The sequence below is a fragment of the Agrobacterium sp. 22-223-1 genome, from assembly GCF_053522385.1.
This window is the reverse complement of the sequence record NZ_JBNWCN010000001.1, coordinates 1737762-1753482: the sequence shown is the minus strand read 5'-3', so window position 1 is coordinate 1753482 and position 15721 is coordinate 1737762. Positions and strand designations below refer to the sequence as shown.

Sequence of the window (15721 nt, the reverse complement as noted above, 5' to 3'; positions counted from 1 at the left end):
CTTGCTCTTGGATAGGGCCAACATAGGTCGCGCATCGTGCCATCGCAGTGGCGGAACACGCCATATTTATGGTGCAAGCCGCCAGGTCTCGTCTTTCAACCTTATGAGGGATTTTCCGGCGTGATGCCGACGGCAACGTTCTGGTCGGTGGCAGCGATCGAAGCGGGCAGCGGCACTTTTCTCTGCTTCTCGCGGATCAGCGTCAACAGGCCGGAGCCGACGATGAGGGCGATGCCGACCAGCATCCAACCGTCGATACGGTCGCCGAAAATCAGGTAACCGAACAGGATGGCCCAGAGCATCTGGCTATATTGGGTCGGACCGATCATGGCGGCGGGCGCATATTGGGCGGCATACATGACCAGTACGTTGCCAAGCGCGCCGAGCAGGCCATATCCCGCCAGCAGCAGCCATTGCTCGCCGGCTGGCATGACGAAAGTCGGCACCATGGCGATGCCGCTTATGGTGAGACAGCCGAGTACGCCGGCACCATAAAGCGAGACGTTCTTTTCCGACGGTCCCATGGCGCGGAAGATGACGATGCTTAGTGCACCGCTGAAGCCGCCGATGATGGCGCCGAGATGGCCGACGCCCAGTTCGCGGAAGCCCGGACGCAGGATGACCAGCACGCCGAGGAAACCGATGATGACGGCCGACCAGCGCTTGATGCCAACCTGTTCCTTCAGGAACACCACCGACATGATGGTGACGAAGGAAGGAAGCAGGAAGATCAGCGCGAAGGCTTCCGCCATGGAAAGATGGGTGAAAGCGGTCACGCTGCCGACTGCGCCGGTACCGGCGGCAAAAAAGCGGATGATCCACAAAGGGCGGTTCGTCGTTCTGACGATATCCACCCAGCGGTCGTTGCGTTTGCGGATGAAGGGCAGGGCGGCAAAGCCGAAAAGGGCGCCGAAGAAGGCCGATTCGATCGGCGAAATCTGGCCTTCTATTAGTTTAACGCTTGCATCGCTCCAGGCGTAGGCAGCGAAGGCGGCAAAGGCGAGCAGAATGCCTTTCAGGGTCTGGTCGGACACGGAAACACCGGCGAAAAATCGAGTTGATGAAAACCGCCGGTGGTTTGACCGTCAGTTCATCGATCTATGCTCGTCCGCCTTGATTTTTGCAATATCCCGCAGTGCAGCAATCAATACATCCGGCGTTTGTGCACCGCTTATGGCGTATTTCTGGTCGATGATGAAGAAGGGCACGCCGGCGACGCCCATTTGCTGCGCCGCATCAATTTCGGCGATGACGGTATCCTTGTCGGCATCCGAGGCCAGAAGCCGGGCTACGACCTTGGCGTCCATGCCGGATTTTTCGGCCACATCGGTCAGCACTGCGTGATCGCCGATGTTGCGCCCTTCCTCGAAATTGGCCTTGAACAGGGCGGTGACGACCTTTTCCTGAACGTCGCGGCCTTCGGAATGCGCCCAGAGCGACAGCCGATGGGCGTCGAGCGTGTTCGGGCCGATCTTGATCGCATCGAAATCGTAATTGATGCCGACTTCCCTGCCGAGCTGTACCAGCGTGGCATGCGCCTGTTCGAGGCGTTCCTTGCCGAGCTTTTCCTCGAGAGCGGCTTTCTGGTCGACGCCTTCAGGCGGATAATCCGGGTTGAGGCGGTAAGGACGCCAGTTCACGTCGACGCTGATTTCGTCCTGCACCTCGGCAATGGCGAGATCGAGCCTTGCCTTGCCGAGATAACACCACGGGCAGACCATATCCGATACGACGTCGATAACGATGCGTTCCATGGTTTTATCTTCCCTTTTCTCTGCCGGGGATGGGTGCGGTGCGGTTTATTGCGCCCGCGCATCCCACCAGGTCTGTTTCTGATTGCCGGATATCGGCGTCATATCCGGGCGGTCGATATATTTCCAGCGGGCCACCCATTGCGCGCCGATATAATAGAGCGGAATGACATAGTGGCCGGCAACGAGAAGGCGGTCGTAACCGCGCACCGCCGCCTGAAAATCCTCCGTCGACCTTGCCTGCAGCAGGGCCTCGATCATGCGGTCTATATCGGGATTTGCGGCACCCGCATAGTTGAAGCTGCCCTGCGCTTCCCGCGAGAGCGAACTCCAGCGGTTGAGCTGTTCCATCCCCGGCGAAAGCGAGGAGGGCAGGGAGCGGATGATCATATCATAGTCGAAGCTGTTCGAGCGGGCCTGATATTGCCCGTCATCGACCGAGCGGATGCCCATGGCGACGCCGATCAGGTTGAGCGAACGCTGATAGGCAAGCGCGATGCGCTCCTGCGCCGGGTTCTGCGTCATGATTTCGAAGGCAAGCTGACGGCCGTTGGCGTCGGACATCCTGCCGTTCTTGATGCTGTAGCCAGCCTCTTTCAGCTTGTCGACGGCCATTTTCAGAACTTTGCGGTCCGCGCCGGTGCTATCGGTGGTCGGCATGGCATAGGTTCCCGCCAGCAGTTCCGGCGGCATGGTTTTCGCCGCGTCGCCAAGCAGGGCAAGCTCGCGCTTGTCGGCGGCATTGCCATAGGCGCCAAGCGGGGAGTTCTGCCAGTAACTCTGCGTGCGCTTGAAGGAGCCGCCGAGGATGTTCTTGTTCATCCATTCGAAATCGAGCGCATAGGACAGGCCCTCGCGCACCTTTTCGTCGGCGAAGACGGCGCGGCGGGTGTTGAAAACGAGGCCGAACATGCCGGTGGGCAGGCGCGGCTGGAAGACGTCCTTGACGATATCGCCGCGATGGACGGCCGGGAAATTGTAAGCCTGTCCCCAGTGGGAGGTATCGGAAGTGCCGTTGATGGCGTCGCCTTCAGGATAAATGTCGATATCGCCCTTCTTGAAGGCCTCGAACATGGTGGTGACCTGAAGGAAATAGGTGACGCTGATCTCGTCGTAATTGTCGAAGCCGACCTTGCCCGGAATATCCTTGCCCCAATAGTCCGGGTTCCGCTCCCAGATGATTCGTTCGCCCGGCCGCAGGGTTTTGATTCGGTATGGACCGGAGCCGATAACTGGCCCCAGCCCTGCTTGCTCGAATTTTTCCGGATCGATCGCATGTTTCGGCAGGATCGGGGTGGAGGAGGCGAGAATGAGCGGCGTTTCGCGGTTCGCCTTGTCATTGAAGGTGAAACGCACGCTGCGATCGCCGATTTTTTCCAGCTTCGCCACACCGTCCAGGCGGGTGTTGAAGGGTGGGCGGCCTTTTTCCTTCAGGAGATTGAAGGTGAAGATCACGTCATCCGCGGTCACCGGCTCGCCGTCGGACCATTTTGCCTTCGGGTTGAGGTTGAACTGGACGAAGCTGCGCTCCTCATCCCACTCCGCGGTTTCGGCGAGCAGGCCGTAAAGGCTGAAAGGCTCGTCGCTGGAGCGCAGCATCAGCGGTTCGTAAAGAAGATTGCCGAATTCCGGGTCCCAGACGCCGCGTGCGGTGGTGCGCATTCCCTTGAGAACGAAGGGATTGAGGCTGTCGAAGGTGCCGACGACGCCATAGGAGATGCGGCCGCCTTTCTTCACGTCCGGATTGACGTAAGGGAGGTGGCGGAAATCTGCCGGCAGGGCGGGCGTGCCATGCATGGAAATGCCGTGAAGCGGCTGTGCCAGGGCGGTTCCGGCGGGAAGCAGGGATGATCCCAGAAGGAACAATGCGGGGATGAGGGCCGCAAGGTTGCGCATGTCACTATCCTGTCTCAACGGTCAGTCCGATATGTGGACCTGACCGGTTTATCGTCATGATTCTGGCAGATATGTAGCACACGGACATTGCATGACCCATGCAACGGCGGGAAATCTTGGGTCAGCTCAAGAAAAAGTTAAAGAAGTGCTGGATATCGCCGCGATCGGCATGTAACAGGGGGACCGGAAGAGACGGGTCACGCATTTGCCTCATTTAAACGACAGTTGAACGGGCAGAAGGATACCGCCATCGGCGAACAGGATCTTGCGGTTCTGTTCTGGCAGACATTCAGGAGACGGAACTCTTATGATGCACAAGGCAAACACATTCACCCGGACGGCTCTGTCCGCTCTGGTCCTTTCTCTCGGCGCAATGTCCGCTCCGGCCATCTCGCAGGCGCAGGATGCCGCGCCCGCCGCTCAGGGCGCTGGCGCTCCGCCGCTCGGCTGGTTCAAGACCTGCTCCAAGCAGGAAGACAACGATGTCTGCGTCGTGCAGAACGTGGTCCTTGCCCAGAACGGCCAGATGATCACCGCCGTCGGCCTCATCACCGTTGAAGGCAAGGTCAACCGCAAGCTGCTGCAGGTCTCCGTTCCGACCGCGCGTCTCGTTCCTCCGGGCGTGATGATGCAGATCGACGGCGGCAAGGGCCAGAAGCTCGATTACGCCGTTTGCCTTCCCGATAAGTGCACGGCCGAAGTGCCGCTGACGGACGCCATGATTGCTTCCCTGAAGAAGGGTAGCGAGGTGGTCTTCACGTCCATCAACTTCCGCCGCGCGCCGAACCCCATCAAGATCGCGCTCTCCGGCTTCACCGGCGCCTATGACGGCCCGGCGATCACCCAGTCGCAGCTTGCCGAAAGCCAGCGCAGCCTGCAGGAAGGCATGCAGAAGAAGGCTGAAGAGGCTCGCAAGAAGCTGGAAGCCGCACAGGACGCTGCCAAGGGCGCGCCGAAGCCCTGATCGCAGCGTAAGCTCCAAAAACAGGAAAACCGGTCTGGCGACAGACCGGTTTTTTTATGCCCCTGGGAGGGAGGGGAGAAAGTTGGCGGGCGTCAATGCGCCGTCGATATTTTCGGGCGCCATTCGCCGTTCGGCGCCTTGTCGAAGATGCGGCCGATATTGGGATTTCTAAGCGGCGTCTCGTTTTCGTCGTGGACGAGGTTCTGTTCGGAAACATAGGCGACATATTCCGTCTCCTCGTTTTCAGCCAGAAGATGATAGAAGGGCTGGTCGCGATCCGGCCTGATTTCCGCAGGGATGGCGTTCCACCATTCCTCGGTATTGGCATATTCCGGGTCCACGTCGATCACCACACCGCGGAACGGAAACACCTTGTGGCGGACGATTTCGCCAAGCGTGAATTTTGCGTTTCTTTGTTTCATGGCATGTACTTCCTTTCCCAATACTAGTTGGTATCGGAATGCGAAATATCAAGACCTAGCGGTTTTGGCGCCGGTCTGCCGTTAGCGTTCAGCGCCTTCTGCCAATGGGCGCGGTGGCGATGATGACGCCGCCGGTAACCAGCACGATGCCGATGGCGTGATAGGTCTCGAAAGTCTCCCCCAGGAACAGCGTGGCCATGAGGATCGAGACCGGCGGCATCATGTAAAGCGTGATGCCAGCCGTGGCGGGACCGAAGACGCGCACCGTATGGGTGAAGCAATAAAAGGCCAATAGTGAGGCGAACAGGATGATGCCGCCGATCTTGGCCCATGCCATTGGCGTGGCAGGCAACATGCCGCCCTGCGCCAGTTCCAGCGCCGCCGGCGGCAGAAGCACGAGCGCGCCGGAAAAGGCGATCAGGCCGAAAAGGCTGAAAGAGGCCATCTGCCGTGCGGCGGGATCGCGCAGCAGCAGCGAATAGACCGCAAAGGCAATGGCCGCCGTCAGGATCGCGAAATCGCCAATGTTGAAATTCAGGTGCCAGAGAGCGGACATATTGCCCTTGAGCACGATGGCCGCCACGCCGGCAAAGGCGATGACCATGCCCGCCACTTCCAGCTTCCGGATCGGGCGGCCCTGGAAGACGCGCTGGAACAGGATGATGAACAGCGAGGACGTGGTGTAGATCAGCGTGCCGTTGGCGGCCGTCGTCATGGTCAGCCCCCAATAGACCACGCCGCCGCAGATGCCCATGCCGAGAATGCCGAGGATGAGCCAGAGCAGCGTTTTCCGCCGCACGAAGGCAAGGCAGTTGCGCCAGTCGGCGATCATGAAGGGGGCGATGATGAGGGTCGAGCCGATCCAGCGGATGAAGGCGGCGATGAAAGGCGAGACTTCGCCGACGACGCCACGGCCGAAAATGACATTGCTGGAGAAAAAGAACGGCACCGCCAGAAAGATGAGCCAGTCCGAAAGGCGGGTTTGCTGAGAGGCTGGCTTGTTCGACATTCTTCGCAATGATGGCTGGGCTTCAAAAGAAAACGGCGGCTTTCCAGGGAAAACCGCCGGAATGGATGGAGCGCCCCGATGGGAGCGCTCCAAAGGCCGATCAGGCCGAGTAGTACATGTCGAATTCGACCGGATGCGGGGTCATTTCGAAACGCATGACTTCCTGCATCTTCAGCTCGATGAACGAGTCGATCTGGTCGTCGTCGAACACGCCGCCGGCGGTCAGGAACTTGCGATCCTTGTCGAGGCTTTCCAGCGCTTCGCGCAGCGAGCCGCAGACGGTCGGGATCTTTTTCAGTTCCTTGGCGGGAAGGTCGTAAAGGTCCTTGTCCATCGGCTTGCCGGGGTGGATCTTGTTCTTGATGCCGTCGAGGCCGGCCATCAGCATGGCCGCAAAACCGAGATAGGGGTTCTGGGTCGGGTCCGGGAAGCGGACTTCGACGCGCTTTGCCTTCGGGTTGGAGCCGAAGGGAATACGGCACGATGCGGAACGGTTGCGCGCGGAGTAGGCGAGCAGAACCGGCGCTTCATAACCCGGCACCAGACGCTTGTAGGAGTTGGTGGTGGGGTTGGTGAAGGCGTTGATGGCCTTGGCGTGCTTGATGATGCCGCCGATGTAATAGAGGCAGGTCTCGGAGAGGCCGGCATATTCGTCGCCCGCAAACGTCGGCTTGCCGCCCTTCCAGATCGACTGGTGAACGTGCATGCCCGAGCCGTTATCGCCGAAGATCGGCTTCGGCATGAAGGTTGCCGTCTTGCCATAGGCATTGGCGACCTGGTGCACGACGTACTTGTAGATTTGCATCTTGTCGGCGCTGGATACCAGCGTGTCGAACTTCACACCCAGCTCGTGCTGTGCGGCGGCCACTTCGTGGTGGTGCTTTTCGACGACCACGCCCATTTCGGCCAGAACCGTCAGCATTTCGGAGCGCATGTCCTGCAGGCTGTCGATCGGCGGAACCGGGAAATAACCGCCCTTGACGCGCGGGCGGTGGCCGAGGTTGCCGGTCTCGTAATCCGTGTCGTCGTTGGACGGCAGTTCGGACGAATCCAGCTTGAAGCCGGTGTTATAGGGATCGGCCTTGTACTTCACGTCGTCGAAGACGAAGAATTCCGGCTCCGGGCCAACGAAAACGGTGTCGCCGATACCCGACGCCTTGAGGTAGGCTTCGGCCTTCTTGGCGGTGCCGCGCGGGTCGCGGTTATAGGCTTCGCCCGAAACCGGGTCGAGGATGTCGCAAAGGACGACCAAGGTGGACTGGGCGAAGAACGGGTCGATGTGGGCGGTGGCCGGATCGGGCATCAGCACCATGTCGGACTCGTTGATGGCCTTCCAGCCGGCGATCGAGGAGCCGTCGAACATGACGCCATCGGCGAACATGTCTTCGTCCACACAGACAACATCCATGGTGACGTGCTGCAGCTTGCCCTTGGGGTCGGTAAAGCGCAGGTCCACGAACTTGATGTCGTTATCCTTGATCTGCTTCAAGATATCGTTTGCGGTCGTCATTTAAACGTTTTCCTTGAGTGTGATGATGACGAGGTGAAAACCCAAGCCTCCCCGGCTCGGGACGTTCTTGATTATATGGCGTCCACGCCTGTTTCACCGGTACGGATGCGGATGACTTCCTCGACATTGGAAACGAAAATCTTTCCGTCGCCGATACGTCCTGTCTGCGCCGCATTGCGGATCGCCTCGATGACGGCTTCCGCATTCTCATCCGCCAATACGACTTCGACTTTCACTTTCGGCAAAAAGTCCACGACGTACTCTGCTCCGCGGTAGAGTTCCGTGTGGCCCTTCTGACGACCAAAGCCTTTTGCTTCCGTGACCGTGATTCCCTGAAGTCCGACTTCCTGAAGGGCTTCCTTCACTTCATCGAGCTTGAAAGGCTTAATGATCGCTTCGATCTTTTTCATGAGAAAATATCTCTCCGCTTCTCCCGTTAAAGCAGGTAACTCCCGCTCTGCCACAAGAATGCACGTATTGTGCCAGATCGGAAGCGGGCTTGAAGAAAAAACTTCGATCCCCCGGCTTTCCGACACAAAATGCATTCGCTTTTTGCGCTTTTCCAGCCAATTTCTCGCGGAAACCCGAAAAATCCATCAGCATTTCTGTGAATTTGTATTATTTTAGTTTTTTTGAATATTTGCAAAGGCGTGAGTAGAGCAATGGCTGTTTGTTTATATTTTATGCATTTGTCTATTATTTAGACATGGCTATTTGCTTATTTTTGTATCGATTGCCTTTCCGGCGTTTTGAAGGGATGATCGGGCCATGAAATCCCTCCGGCGCCTCTTCCTGATCGACCCTGTTGCCATGGCCCGCATCGATGCGGCGGCCGGGCAATCCGGCATTCCTCTTTATGACCTGATGGAGCGGGCGGGGCAGGCGGTCGCCGCCTCGGTGCTGCGTCACTATCCGCAGGCGCAGCGTTTCGTCGTGCTCTGCGGCGGCGGCAACAATGGCGGTGATGGTTATGTGGCGGCGCGGGCGCTTTTGCAGAGCGGGGCGGTCGTCGCGGTTCATCATCTCGGCGATGTCGGCGCACTCAGGGGCGATGCACGGACGGCATTCGAGCGGAGCGGCGCGGCGCCGCTGCCGCTTGAGGGCTATTCGCCTCTTGCCGGCGACGTGGTGATCGATGCGGTGTTCGGGGCCGGATTGTCCCGCGATGTTCCGCAGGAACTCATACGGGTGATCGAGGCGGTCACGCGGGCGAAGGTGCCGGTTCTCGCCGTCGACCTGCCCTCGGGCCTCTGCGGCAGGCGGGGCGTGCCTCTCGGGGCATCGTTCAGGGCCGAGCGGACGGTGACCTTCATGGCGCGCAAGCCGGGTCATCTGCTGATGCCGGGGCGGGAGCTTTGTGGAACGCTCGAGGTGTTCGATATCGGCATTCCGTCCCGCATCCTTGATGCCCATGCGGGATCGGTGGCGGAAAATGATCCGCTGATCTGGCGGGATGCCTTGCCTCATGCCGATATGGAAACCCATAAATTCCGTCGCGGGCATCTGACCGTCTTTTCCGGCCCGGCCCATGCGACGGGCGCAAGCCGCATGACCGCGCTTTCGGCACTGAAGGCGGGGGCGGGGATCGTCACCATCGCTGCGCCGAGGCAAGCGCTCGACGTGCTCTCCGTCACGCTGACGGCGGTGATGAACGCACCGGTGGACGATGCCGACGATCTGCGGTCGTGGCTGGACGATGGGCGTCATGGCACTTTCGTTATCGGCCCGGGTTTCGGCGATCTCGAAAAGGCGCGGCGCTTCGTATCCCTGCTTGGAGATAAGGCGGTCGTGCTGGATGCCGATGCGATCACCGCTTTCAGGGATCATAAGGAGGACCTGTTTGCGCATGTCACGTCAGGCACGGGCAAATTCGTGCTGACACCGCATGAGGGCGAGTTTGCACGACTGTTTCCCGATCTTGCCGCCGACAAGATGCTGAGCAAGATCGAGAAGGCGCAGGTCGCCTCAGCGCGCAGTGGTGCTGTACTGGTCTACAAGGGCGCGGATACGGTGATTGCCGCGCCGGATGGCCGGGCGCTGGTCAACACCAATGCTCCCGCGAGCCTTGCGACGGCTGGATCAGGCGATGTGCTGGCCGGTATCATCGGCGCGCTGCTGGCGCAGGGAGCTCCCGCCTTCGAGGCGGCCGCAGCCGGGGTCTGGCTGCATGGGGAGGCCGGCCACCGGGCGGGAGACGGCTTAACGGCGGAAGACCTTGCCCATGCGGTTCGGCCGTTTGGGTGACTTGGCCTGATTGTGTTGGGGCAGGCCTGTGAACCGGGTCTTTGCTGGCCGCTCGCTGAACCTGCGATCTTACCACAGTTTTATCATCCGCACCCCGTCACCCCGGGCTTCGGGATCCAGCGCGATCACGTCCCTGATCTCAAGAGACTCTTCTCACGGCGCAGACGCGCCGTGGCTGGATGCCGGATCAAGTCCGGCATGATGGAGGAGAGGTTTATCCCTGAAGCAAGTCCGTCGCGTTTGCGGCATTGAGCCTGCATTCAATGTGCGGCCTTGCCTGCCTGGCTCGCCGTCGCCATCCGTGAGGCACTGATCAGCAGCTTGCGTTCGGCGCGCTCCTGCTGCGGCGTGCGATTGTAGATTTCGCGATAACACTTGGAAAAATGCGAGGCGGAGACGAAACCGCAGGCGACGGCGACTTCGACCACCGGCATGGCCGATTGCACCAGCAGGTGGCGGGCGCGGTCGAGGCGGATTTCGAGATAATAGCGGGCGGGCGAGCGGCCCATTTCCTGGCGGAAGAGACGCTCCACCTGCCGGCGCGACAGATCGGCGGCGTCGGCGATATCGAGCAGCGACAGCGGTTCGGCAAGATTGCCTTCCATCAATTCGATGATCGATAGGACCTTGCTGTTCTGCACGCCGAGGCGCGCACGCAGCGGCAGGCGCTGGCGGTCATTGGGGCTGCGCACCCGGTCGGTCAATTGCTGTTCGCAGACGCGGTTGACGAGGTTTTCGCCGAAATCCTGGCCGATCAGGCTCAGCATCATGTCGAGCGAGGCTGTGCCGCCGGCGCAGGTATAGATGTTGCTGTCGACTTCGAAGAGGTCGGCATAGACTTCCACCTGCGGGAAGGCTTCAGAAAAACCGGGCAGGTTTTCCCAGTGGATCGCGCAGCGCTTGCCGTTCAAAAGGCCCGCCTGTGCGAGAATGTGGGCGGCGGTACAGAGGCTGCCGATGGCGATGCCGCGATTATAGGCTTCGCGCAGCCAGGCATTGACGGATTTGTTGATGTGTTGATCCACATCGATGCCCGAACAGATGATCGCCATTTCAGGGCGGTTTTCGCCGCTGACATAGCGCCGCTCATCGGCAAGACAGGTGTCGGGCTCAAGACAGATGCCGCTTGACGACATGACCTTCTGGCCATCGAGCGAGGAGAGGCGCCACTCATAGGCCTGATAGCCCAACATTCGGTTGGCGATGCGAAGCGTTTCAACCGCTGCGGCGAATGGCAGCATGGTAAATTGCGGAATGAGAAAAAAGACGATTGAGCGCTTCTTCTGGGAGTTTCTGCTCATTTGCCCGTGCTCCGTTGCGAATACGCAATTCCTCCCTTGGAATTGGTCTTCTGGATGTCCTGTTTACGACATCTTTAACGAAAAATACGCCGTGGAATCGGGGCTGTCAAAAAATAGCTTTTGAAATATGCAAATTTTGCGACAAGCCTTTAAAAAAGGCGGTGTGTCGCATGTAAAACAGGCAGGCTATTTTGCGCCCTTGTCCTTCCATTCGAAGGACGGGCAGGGATGGCTCGCACGTCCAGAAACGTTGCGAGCCACCGGTTGAATGTCATCTGCGGATGACGTTTATGCGGCTGTTGTCCGTCGTCGGCCATCCGATATCCTTCAATGTTTCAGGCGGCAATGCTTCCAGTGCGCGAAGCATTTTTTCGCGGCGCCATGCGGCGTAACGGGCGGCAACATGGTCGGACAGGCGATGAAGCCAGCCGCTGGATGACGGACGGTGCGAGGAACGGTTCGCCACGGGGAGATAATGTATCATGGTCATGTCTTGATCCTTTCCTGAACCACGATCCTGTTTGCGACTTCGGTATGCGCTTGCCGACGAGGCTAAATCCGCCACGTCAATCGATGTCCCGGATGGTGCGCGCTTGTTGACATTCAATCAAACGAAATGATATCCATCTATAAATCAAAATATTTGAAGGTGCGTGCCATGACCGTGACTTTCCGCCAACCGCTGCCGTTGCTGGATAACGACATATTGAGAACCTTCGTCGCCATCGCGGAAACGGGAAATTTCTCCACCGCCGCAGAAGTGGTGTTCAGAACGCCGTCTGCGGTTTCCATGCAGATCAAGAAGCTTGAAGAGCAGCTGAAAACGACGCTTTTCCTGCGCGATGCCCGCTCGGTGACATTGACGGCGCATGGGGAGACGCTTCTGACCTATGCGCGGCGCATGATTGCGCTGTCCAACGAGGCCGTATCGCGTTTCGTCATGCCGGAGCTTTCCGGCGTCGTCCGGCTCGGCGCGCCGGAGGATATTGGCGAGCGTGGCCTGCTGCCGGGCATTCTCAAGCGTTTTGCCGAGGCTTTCCCCGGCATCATGATCGACGTCACCATCGATTCCAGCTCCAATCTTTATAAGCGCATGGATGAGCAGAGGCTCGATCTTGCTCTCGTCAACTGTGCCTCCCATCCCCTTCGGGATACGGGCGAGGTGCTGATGCGCGAGCGTCTGGTCTGGGCGGGCGCCAAATGCGGCACCGCCTATCTGCGCGATCCGCTGCCGATCTCCATCTGGGAAGAGGGCTGCATCTGGCGCTCGGAAGCGATCCATTCGCTGGAAAAGCGCGGCCGCAATTTCCGCGTCGCCTATCTCAGCGGCCATACCATGGCGCAGCGCGCGGCGATTGCCGCCGATCTCGCCATCGCGCCGCTGCCGCGATCCTATGTGCAGAACGACATGGTCATTCTGGGCGACAAGGAAGGACTGCCGGAACTCGGCTGTTTCGATATCCGCCTGATCATGGGTGACAAGGCGTCCCGCCCTGTTCTTGCCGTGGCTGAAAGCATTCGAAACGCTTTTGTCGAAGTCGCCAAGGCGGCCTGAGATATTGGCAGTGCGCGGCGGCCGTGGACCGTCGCGCCGTTAGAATCGCGGTTTTTAGCCCGCCATCGAATCCGGCGATGCCGAACGGTCCGCTGCGCCGGTTTGCCAGCTTCCACGCTTGACCAGCCAGTCGGCCGAATTCTGCAATCCGCCGAAGGGGAAGACGTGAATTTGCCGGATCGGCCCTTGCGGATTGGCCTGCCAGTGCCGCTCGATGGGTCCGACGATGCTTTCCGGCGAATGGCCCTTGGCAAGCGTCGTCAGCGAAAGCGCGTTCTTTTTGAGATAGGCGATGGAATTGCCGACGCCGCAAAGCGCGGCATATTTCAAGAGCGTCGTGATCTTGGCCGGGCCGGAAACGCCGATATGCACCGGAAGCTCGATGCCTGACGCCGCAAGTCCTTCCGCCCAGGCGATGAAACGTGCGGGATCGAAACCGAATTGGGTGACGATGCGCATTGCGGCATCGCTTCTTTCGGCAAAATCGCGTTTCAGCCTGAGTGCGGCCATCGCCGTCTCCTCGTTGAAATCGGGGCTGCCTTCGGGGTGGCCGGCGATGGCGATGTGTCTTATGCCGCAGCGGTCGAAAATGCCTGACGACAGCATGTCCATGCTGGAGGCGAAGGGACCGGCCGGGCGGTCGACACCGCCGCCGACGACCAGAACATCCGTAACACCTGCTTCTCCTGCAAGCCGTCTCACCTGTTCTTCAAACGCTGTGCCGGAGGGGATGCGCCGCGCTGCAAGATGCGGCACCGGCTCGTAACCGAGGTCGCGCAAATGTCCTGCGGCTTCAACGAGCCTTTCCTGCGAGGCCGCTCCAGTGTCTGTGAGATAGACGCGCACACCCTGCGGAAAGAGACCGGCAAGGTCGGTCGAGCCAAGCACCTGCGCGGGCGAGGCTTCGATGGAGGCGGGAATGATGGAAGCGGTGGAAATATCGGGCAATTTGTGCGTGATCCTTTTTATTATCATGCACCTATTTTGCAGCGAAGTCTGTGCCTGTTGCGGCAAGACAGGCTTGCATCTGCGACGAAGCTCGGCCCCAAACCCTGCGCGCGGTTTCACCAGATCCGTTTCGTCAGGCCATTCCATAGCCATGTCCAGATGGTCGGCGGGAAGCGCAGTACCGATTTGCCGGGTGAGGGCGGTTGCGGCGCAAGGCTGCCGGAAAGGGCGTCCTCGATGGCGCTGACGGCGATATCCACCGAAGCGGCAGTCAGAAGCAGCGGATAGGTGGCAATTGTGTCGGAAGGCGATGGTTTCAGCCGCTTCTCGTAGAGCGTGGCGCCGGTATCCACGCCCTTGTCGACCAGATGCACGGTCGCGCCGAAATTGCCGCGGTCTTTTTCCACCAGCGCCCAGTAACCGCCCATCTGCCCGCGATAGGCGGGGTTGATGCCGGCATGGAAATTGATGACCGGGCATTGCAGGGCCTGAAGCGTGGTCGGTGTCAGCAGGCGACAGGAAATGGTGAAGATCGCCGCCGGTTTCAGCAGATTGGCGGCCTTGCGGCATTCCTCATCGTTGAGCGAGGCGAATTGGGTGACGGGAAGGCTGTGGTGGAGATCGGGAGAAAGGCCGTGTTCGGCGATGATCTCATCGCTTCTGCTAACCGTGAAGCGCTTGCCTAGCCGCGAGGCGATCATCGTCGCCAGCTGACCCGCAGCGACTATCCAGCCGAGCCGCCGCGCGCGCCGCCTGAGAATGACCGATTTGCTTTCCGGCTGCTCCATGAAAACATGGATGTCGGGAAATCGGGCCGCCAGCGCATTGATCATGACATTGGGGTTCACCCCGCCCGCCGTCATCACCAGAAGCCGATTGTTGATGTCAGTCATATCACCCACGGGATTTTCCTAAGCCATGATCCAGACGCCGAGTTTCACGCGTGAACTTCAAAACCATGTTAATTTTCATCGACAGGATTTTTTGAAATGCCGCTGGAACGGATTTTTGGGACTCACGTTATTGTGACGCATATCACATCGGTACTTGCCTTTGGACGGCAAGTCATAGGGGAGTAGTTTCACATGATCACACGCATTCTTTCGACCGTTTTCGTGGCTTTGCTGACCGTTGTCACCCTGAGCTCCTGCGGTAACACCATTCGCGGCATGGGTCGTGACACGGCGAACGCCGTCGACGCGACGCAGGATGCGGGCCGCAATGTGGACCGCGCCGCCCGTCGCTGACGACATCTCCCCTTAAAGGTCCGGCGTCATCCTGAAACACGGGTGACGCCTTTTCTTTGACCGAATTTTTCTGCGAATGTGCCCCGGCGAGAATCACGGGGCGGGCATGAACGGATCGATGAAAAGACTGGCGAAGCTGCTGTTGCCTTTGCTGTTGCCGTTTTCGGCTCAGGCCGGCGGGCAGGCGGATTTCTGCAGGATCATGGATCATGCCGGCGGTCGTTATACGGTCTGCAGTTTCGATCCGGCAAAAAGCACCATCCGTATTTACGACCGCGATCATGTCTCCGGCGAGGGACATGGCACCTTTGCCGCTCTCTCGTCGGCGCTGTGGCGGCAGCACATGTTCAGCGTCTTCGCCATGAACGGCGGCATGTATCATTCGGACTATTCCCCCGTCGGGCTCTTTATTGAAAATGGCATCGAACGCTCGCCGATCAGCACCGGCGGCGGCTGGGGCAATTTTCATCTTCTGCCCAATGGCGTGTTTTATCTGAAGGGGGCCGCGGCAGGCGTGCTGGAAACGCAGGCCTATCTGGCAGCGGATCCCAAGCCGGACTTCGCCACGCAATCCGGGCCGATGCTCGTCATCGATGGCAAGCTGCATCCGCGCTTTCTGCCCGATAGCGACAGCCTGAAGCGGCGCAACGGCGTCGGCGTTTCCCGCGATGGCATGGTGCATTTCGCCATTTCGGAAAATACAGTGCGCTTTTACGATTTCGCCACGCTGTTCAGGGATGTGCTGGACGCGCCGAATGCGCTCTATCTCGACGGCACCATATCCAGCGTCGATATTCCCGCAATGAAAAGGCGGGACTCGCTGTTCCTGATGGGGCCGATCATCGCCGTTGTCGACAGGGTGCCGGATTAGCCT

16 protein-coding genes are annotated in these 15721 nt (G+C 59.5%); 5 read left to right on the top strand and 11 right to left on the bottom strand.

The window, feature by feature from the left end; translation table 11 throughout:
• Window positions 1-101: 101 nt before the first annotated feature.
• From ACQZ60_RS08680 to ACQZ60_RS08670, 3 genes are read right to left on the bottom strand one after another with little or no spacing between them, the layout of a single operon-like run.
• Window positions 102-1034 (bottom strand): DMT family transporter, encoded by a 933-nt coding sequence (locus ACQZ60_RS08680; RefSeq protein ID WP_174056941.1) that lies wholly within the window; start codon window positions 1032-1034, stop codon window positions 102-104.
• Between the two features lie 51 nt (window positions 1035-1085).
• Window positions 1086-1754 carry a DsbA family oxidoreductase gene (locus ACQZ60_RS08675; RefSeq protein ID WP_003523423.1) on the bottom strand — a complete coding sequence of 223 codons (669 nt, stop codon included), beginning with the start codon at window positions 1752-1754 and terminating at the stop codon, window positions 1086-1088.
• Window positions 1755-1799: 45 nt separating this feature from the next.
• Window positions 1800-3647: an extracellular solute-binding protein gene (locus ACQZ60_RS08670; protein WP_448735068.1), complete on the bottom strand. Its 1848-nt coding sequence runs from the start codon at window positions 3645-3647 to the stop codon at window positions 1800-1802.
• A gap of 307 nt (window positions 3648-3954) precedes the next feature.
• Here ACQZ60_RS08670 and ACQZ60_RS08665 point away from each other — a divergent pair, with 307 nt between their 5' ends.
• A complete protein-coding gene (locus tag ACQZ60_RS08665; RefSeq protein WP_003523420.1) occupies window positions 3955-4611 on the top strand; it encodes an invasion associated locus B family protein in 657 nt (218 codons plus the stop codon).
• A gap of 92 nt (window positions 4612-4703) precedes the next feature.
• On the opposite strand, the gene hspQ is transcribed toward ACQZ60_RS08665, so the two are convergent.
• From hspQ to ACQZ60_RS08645, 4 genes are all read right to left on the bottom strand, one after another.
• Window positions 4704-5033 carry a heat shock protein HspQ gene (gene hspQ / locus ACQZ60_RS08660; protein WP_020809184.1) on the bottom strand — a complete coding sequence of 110 codons (330 nt, stop codon included), beginning with the start codon at window positions 5031-5033 and terminating at the stop codon, window positions 4704-4706.
• A gap of 88 nt (window positions 5034-5121) precedes the next feature.
• Window positions 5122-6042, bottom strand: a complete 921-nt coding sequence (locus tag ACQZ60_RS08655; RefSeq protein ID WP_448735067.1) for a DMT family transporter — start codon at window positions 6040-6042, stop codon at window positions 5122-5124.
• Between the two features lie 100 nt (window positions 6043-6142).
• Entirely contained in the window at window positions 6143-7552 is a 1410-nt protein-coding gene (gene glnA / locus ACQZ60_RS08650) for a type I glutamate--ammonia ligase (protein WP_003523416.1), read from the bottom strand.
• A 71-nt stretch (window positions 7553-7623) separates the two neighbouring features.
• A complete protein-coding gene (locus tag ACQZ60_RS08645; protein ID WP_003515720.1) occupies window positions 7624-7962 on the bottom strand; it encodes a P-II family nitrogen regulator in 339 nt (112 codons plus the stop codon).
• A gap of 358 nt (window positions 7963-8320) precedes the next feature.
• Between ACQZ60_RS08645 and ACQZ60_RS08640 the strand changes: the two genes are divergently transcribed.
• On the top strand, window positions 8321-9796 hold the full coding sequence (locus ACQZ60_RS08640) for an NAD(P)H-hydrate dehydratase (protein WP_448735066.1): 1476 nt from the start codon (window positions 8321-8323) through the stop codon (window positions 9794-9796).
• 260 nt (window positions 9797-10056) lie between these two features.
• On the opposite strand, the gene ACQZ60_RS08635 is transcribed toward ACQZ60_RS08640, so the two are convergent.
• Both ACQZ60_RS08635 and ACQZ60_RS08630 read right to left on the bottom strand, forming a co-directional pair.
• A complete protein-coding gene (locus ACQZ60_RS08635) occupies window positions 10057-11097 on the bottom strand; it encodes a GlxA family transcriptional regulator (RefSeq protein WP_003523414.1) in 1041 nt (346 codons plus the stop codon).
• 271 nt (window positions 11098-11368) lie between these two features.
• Window positions 11369-11587, bottom strand: a complete 219-nt coding sequence (locus tag ACQZ60_RS08630) for a hypothetical protein (protein WP_059760262.1) — start codon at window positions 11585-11587, stop codon at window positions 11369-11371.
• A gap of 126 nt (window positions 11588-11713) precedes the next feature.
• On the opposite strand from ACQZ60_RS08630, the gene ACQZ60_RS08625 reads away from it, so the two are divergent.
• Complete coding sequence (locus ACQZ60_RS08625) at window positions 11714-12652, top strand: LysR family transcriptional regulator (RefSeq protein WP_020810641.1); 939 nt, start codon at window positions 11714-11716, stop codon at window positions 12650-12652.
• Between the two features lie 54 nt (window positions 12653-12706).
• On the opposite strand, the gene ACQZ60_RS08620 is transcribed toward ACQZ60_RS08625, so the two are convergent.
• Together ACQZ60_RS08620 and ACQZ60_RS08615 are read right to left on the bottom strand one after the other, a co-directional pair.
• Window positions 12707-13627 (bottom strand): methylenetetrahydrofolate reductase, encoded by a 921-nt coding sequence (locus ACQZ60_RS08620; protein ID WP_448735065.1) that lies wholly within the window; start codon window positions 13625-13627, stop codon window positions 12707-12709.
• 89 nt (window positions 13628-13716) lie between these two features.
• The gene (locus ACQZ60_RS08615) at window positions 13717-14493 is read right to left on the bottom strand and encodes a formyl transferase (protein ID WP_448735324.1); all 777 of its coding nucleotides are present in this window, start codon (window positions 14491-14493) and stop codon (window positions 13717-13719) included.
• Between the two features lie 192 nt (window positions 14494-14685).
• Between ACQZ60_RS08615 and ACQZ60_RS08610 the strand changes: the two genes are divergently transcribed.
• Together ACQZ60_RS08610 and ACQZ60_RS08605 are read left to right on the top strand one after the other, a co-directional pair.
• Complete coding sequence (locus tag ACQZ60_RS08610; RefSeq protein ID WP_003495552.1) at window positions 14686-14847, top strand: entericidin domain-containing protein; 162 nt, start codon at window positions 14686-14688, stop codon at window positions 14845-14847.
• A 118-nt stretch (window positions 14848-14965) separates the two neighbouring features.
• Window positions 14966-15718, top strand: a complete 753-nt coding sequence (locus tag ACQZ60_RS08605; RefSeq protein WP_448735064.1) for a phosphodiester glycosidase family protein — start codon at window positions 14966-14968, stop codon at window positions 15716-15718.
• Window positions 15719-15721 lie beyond the last annotated feature (3 nt).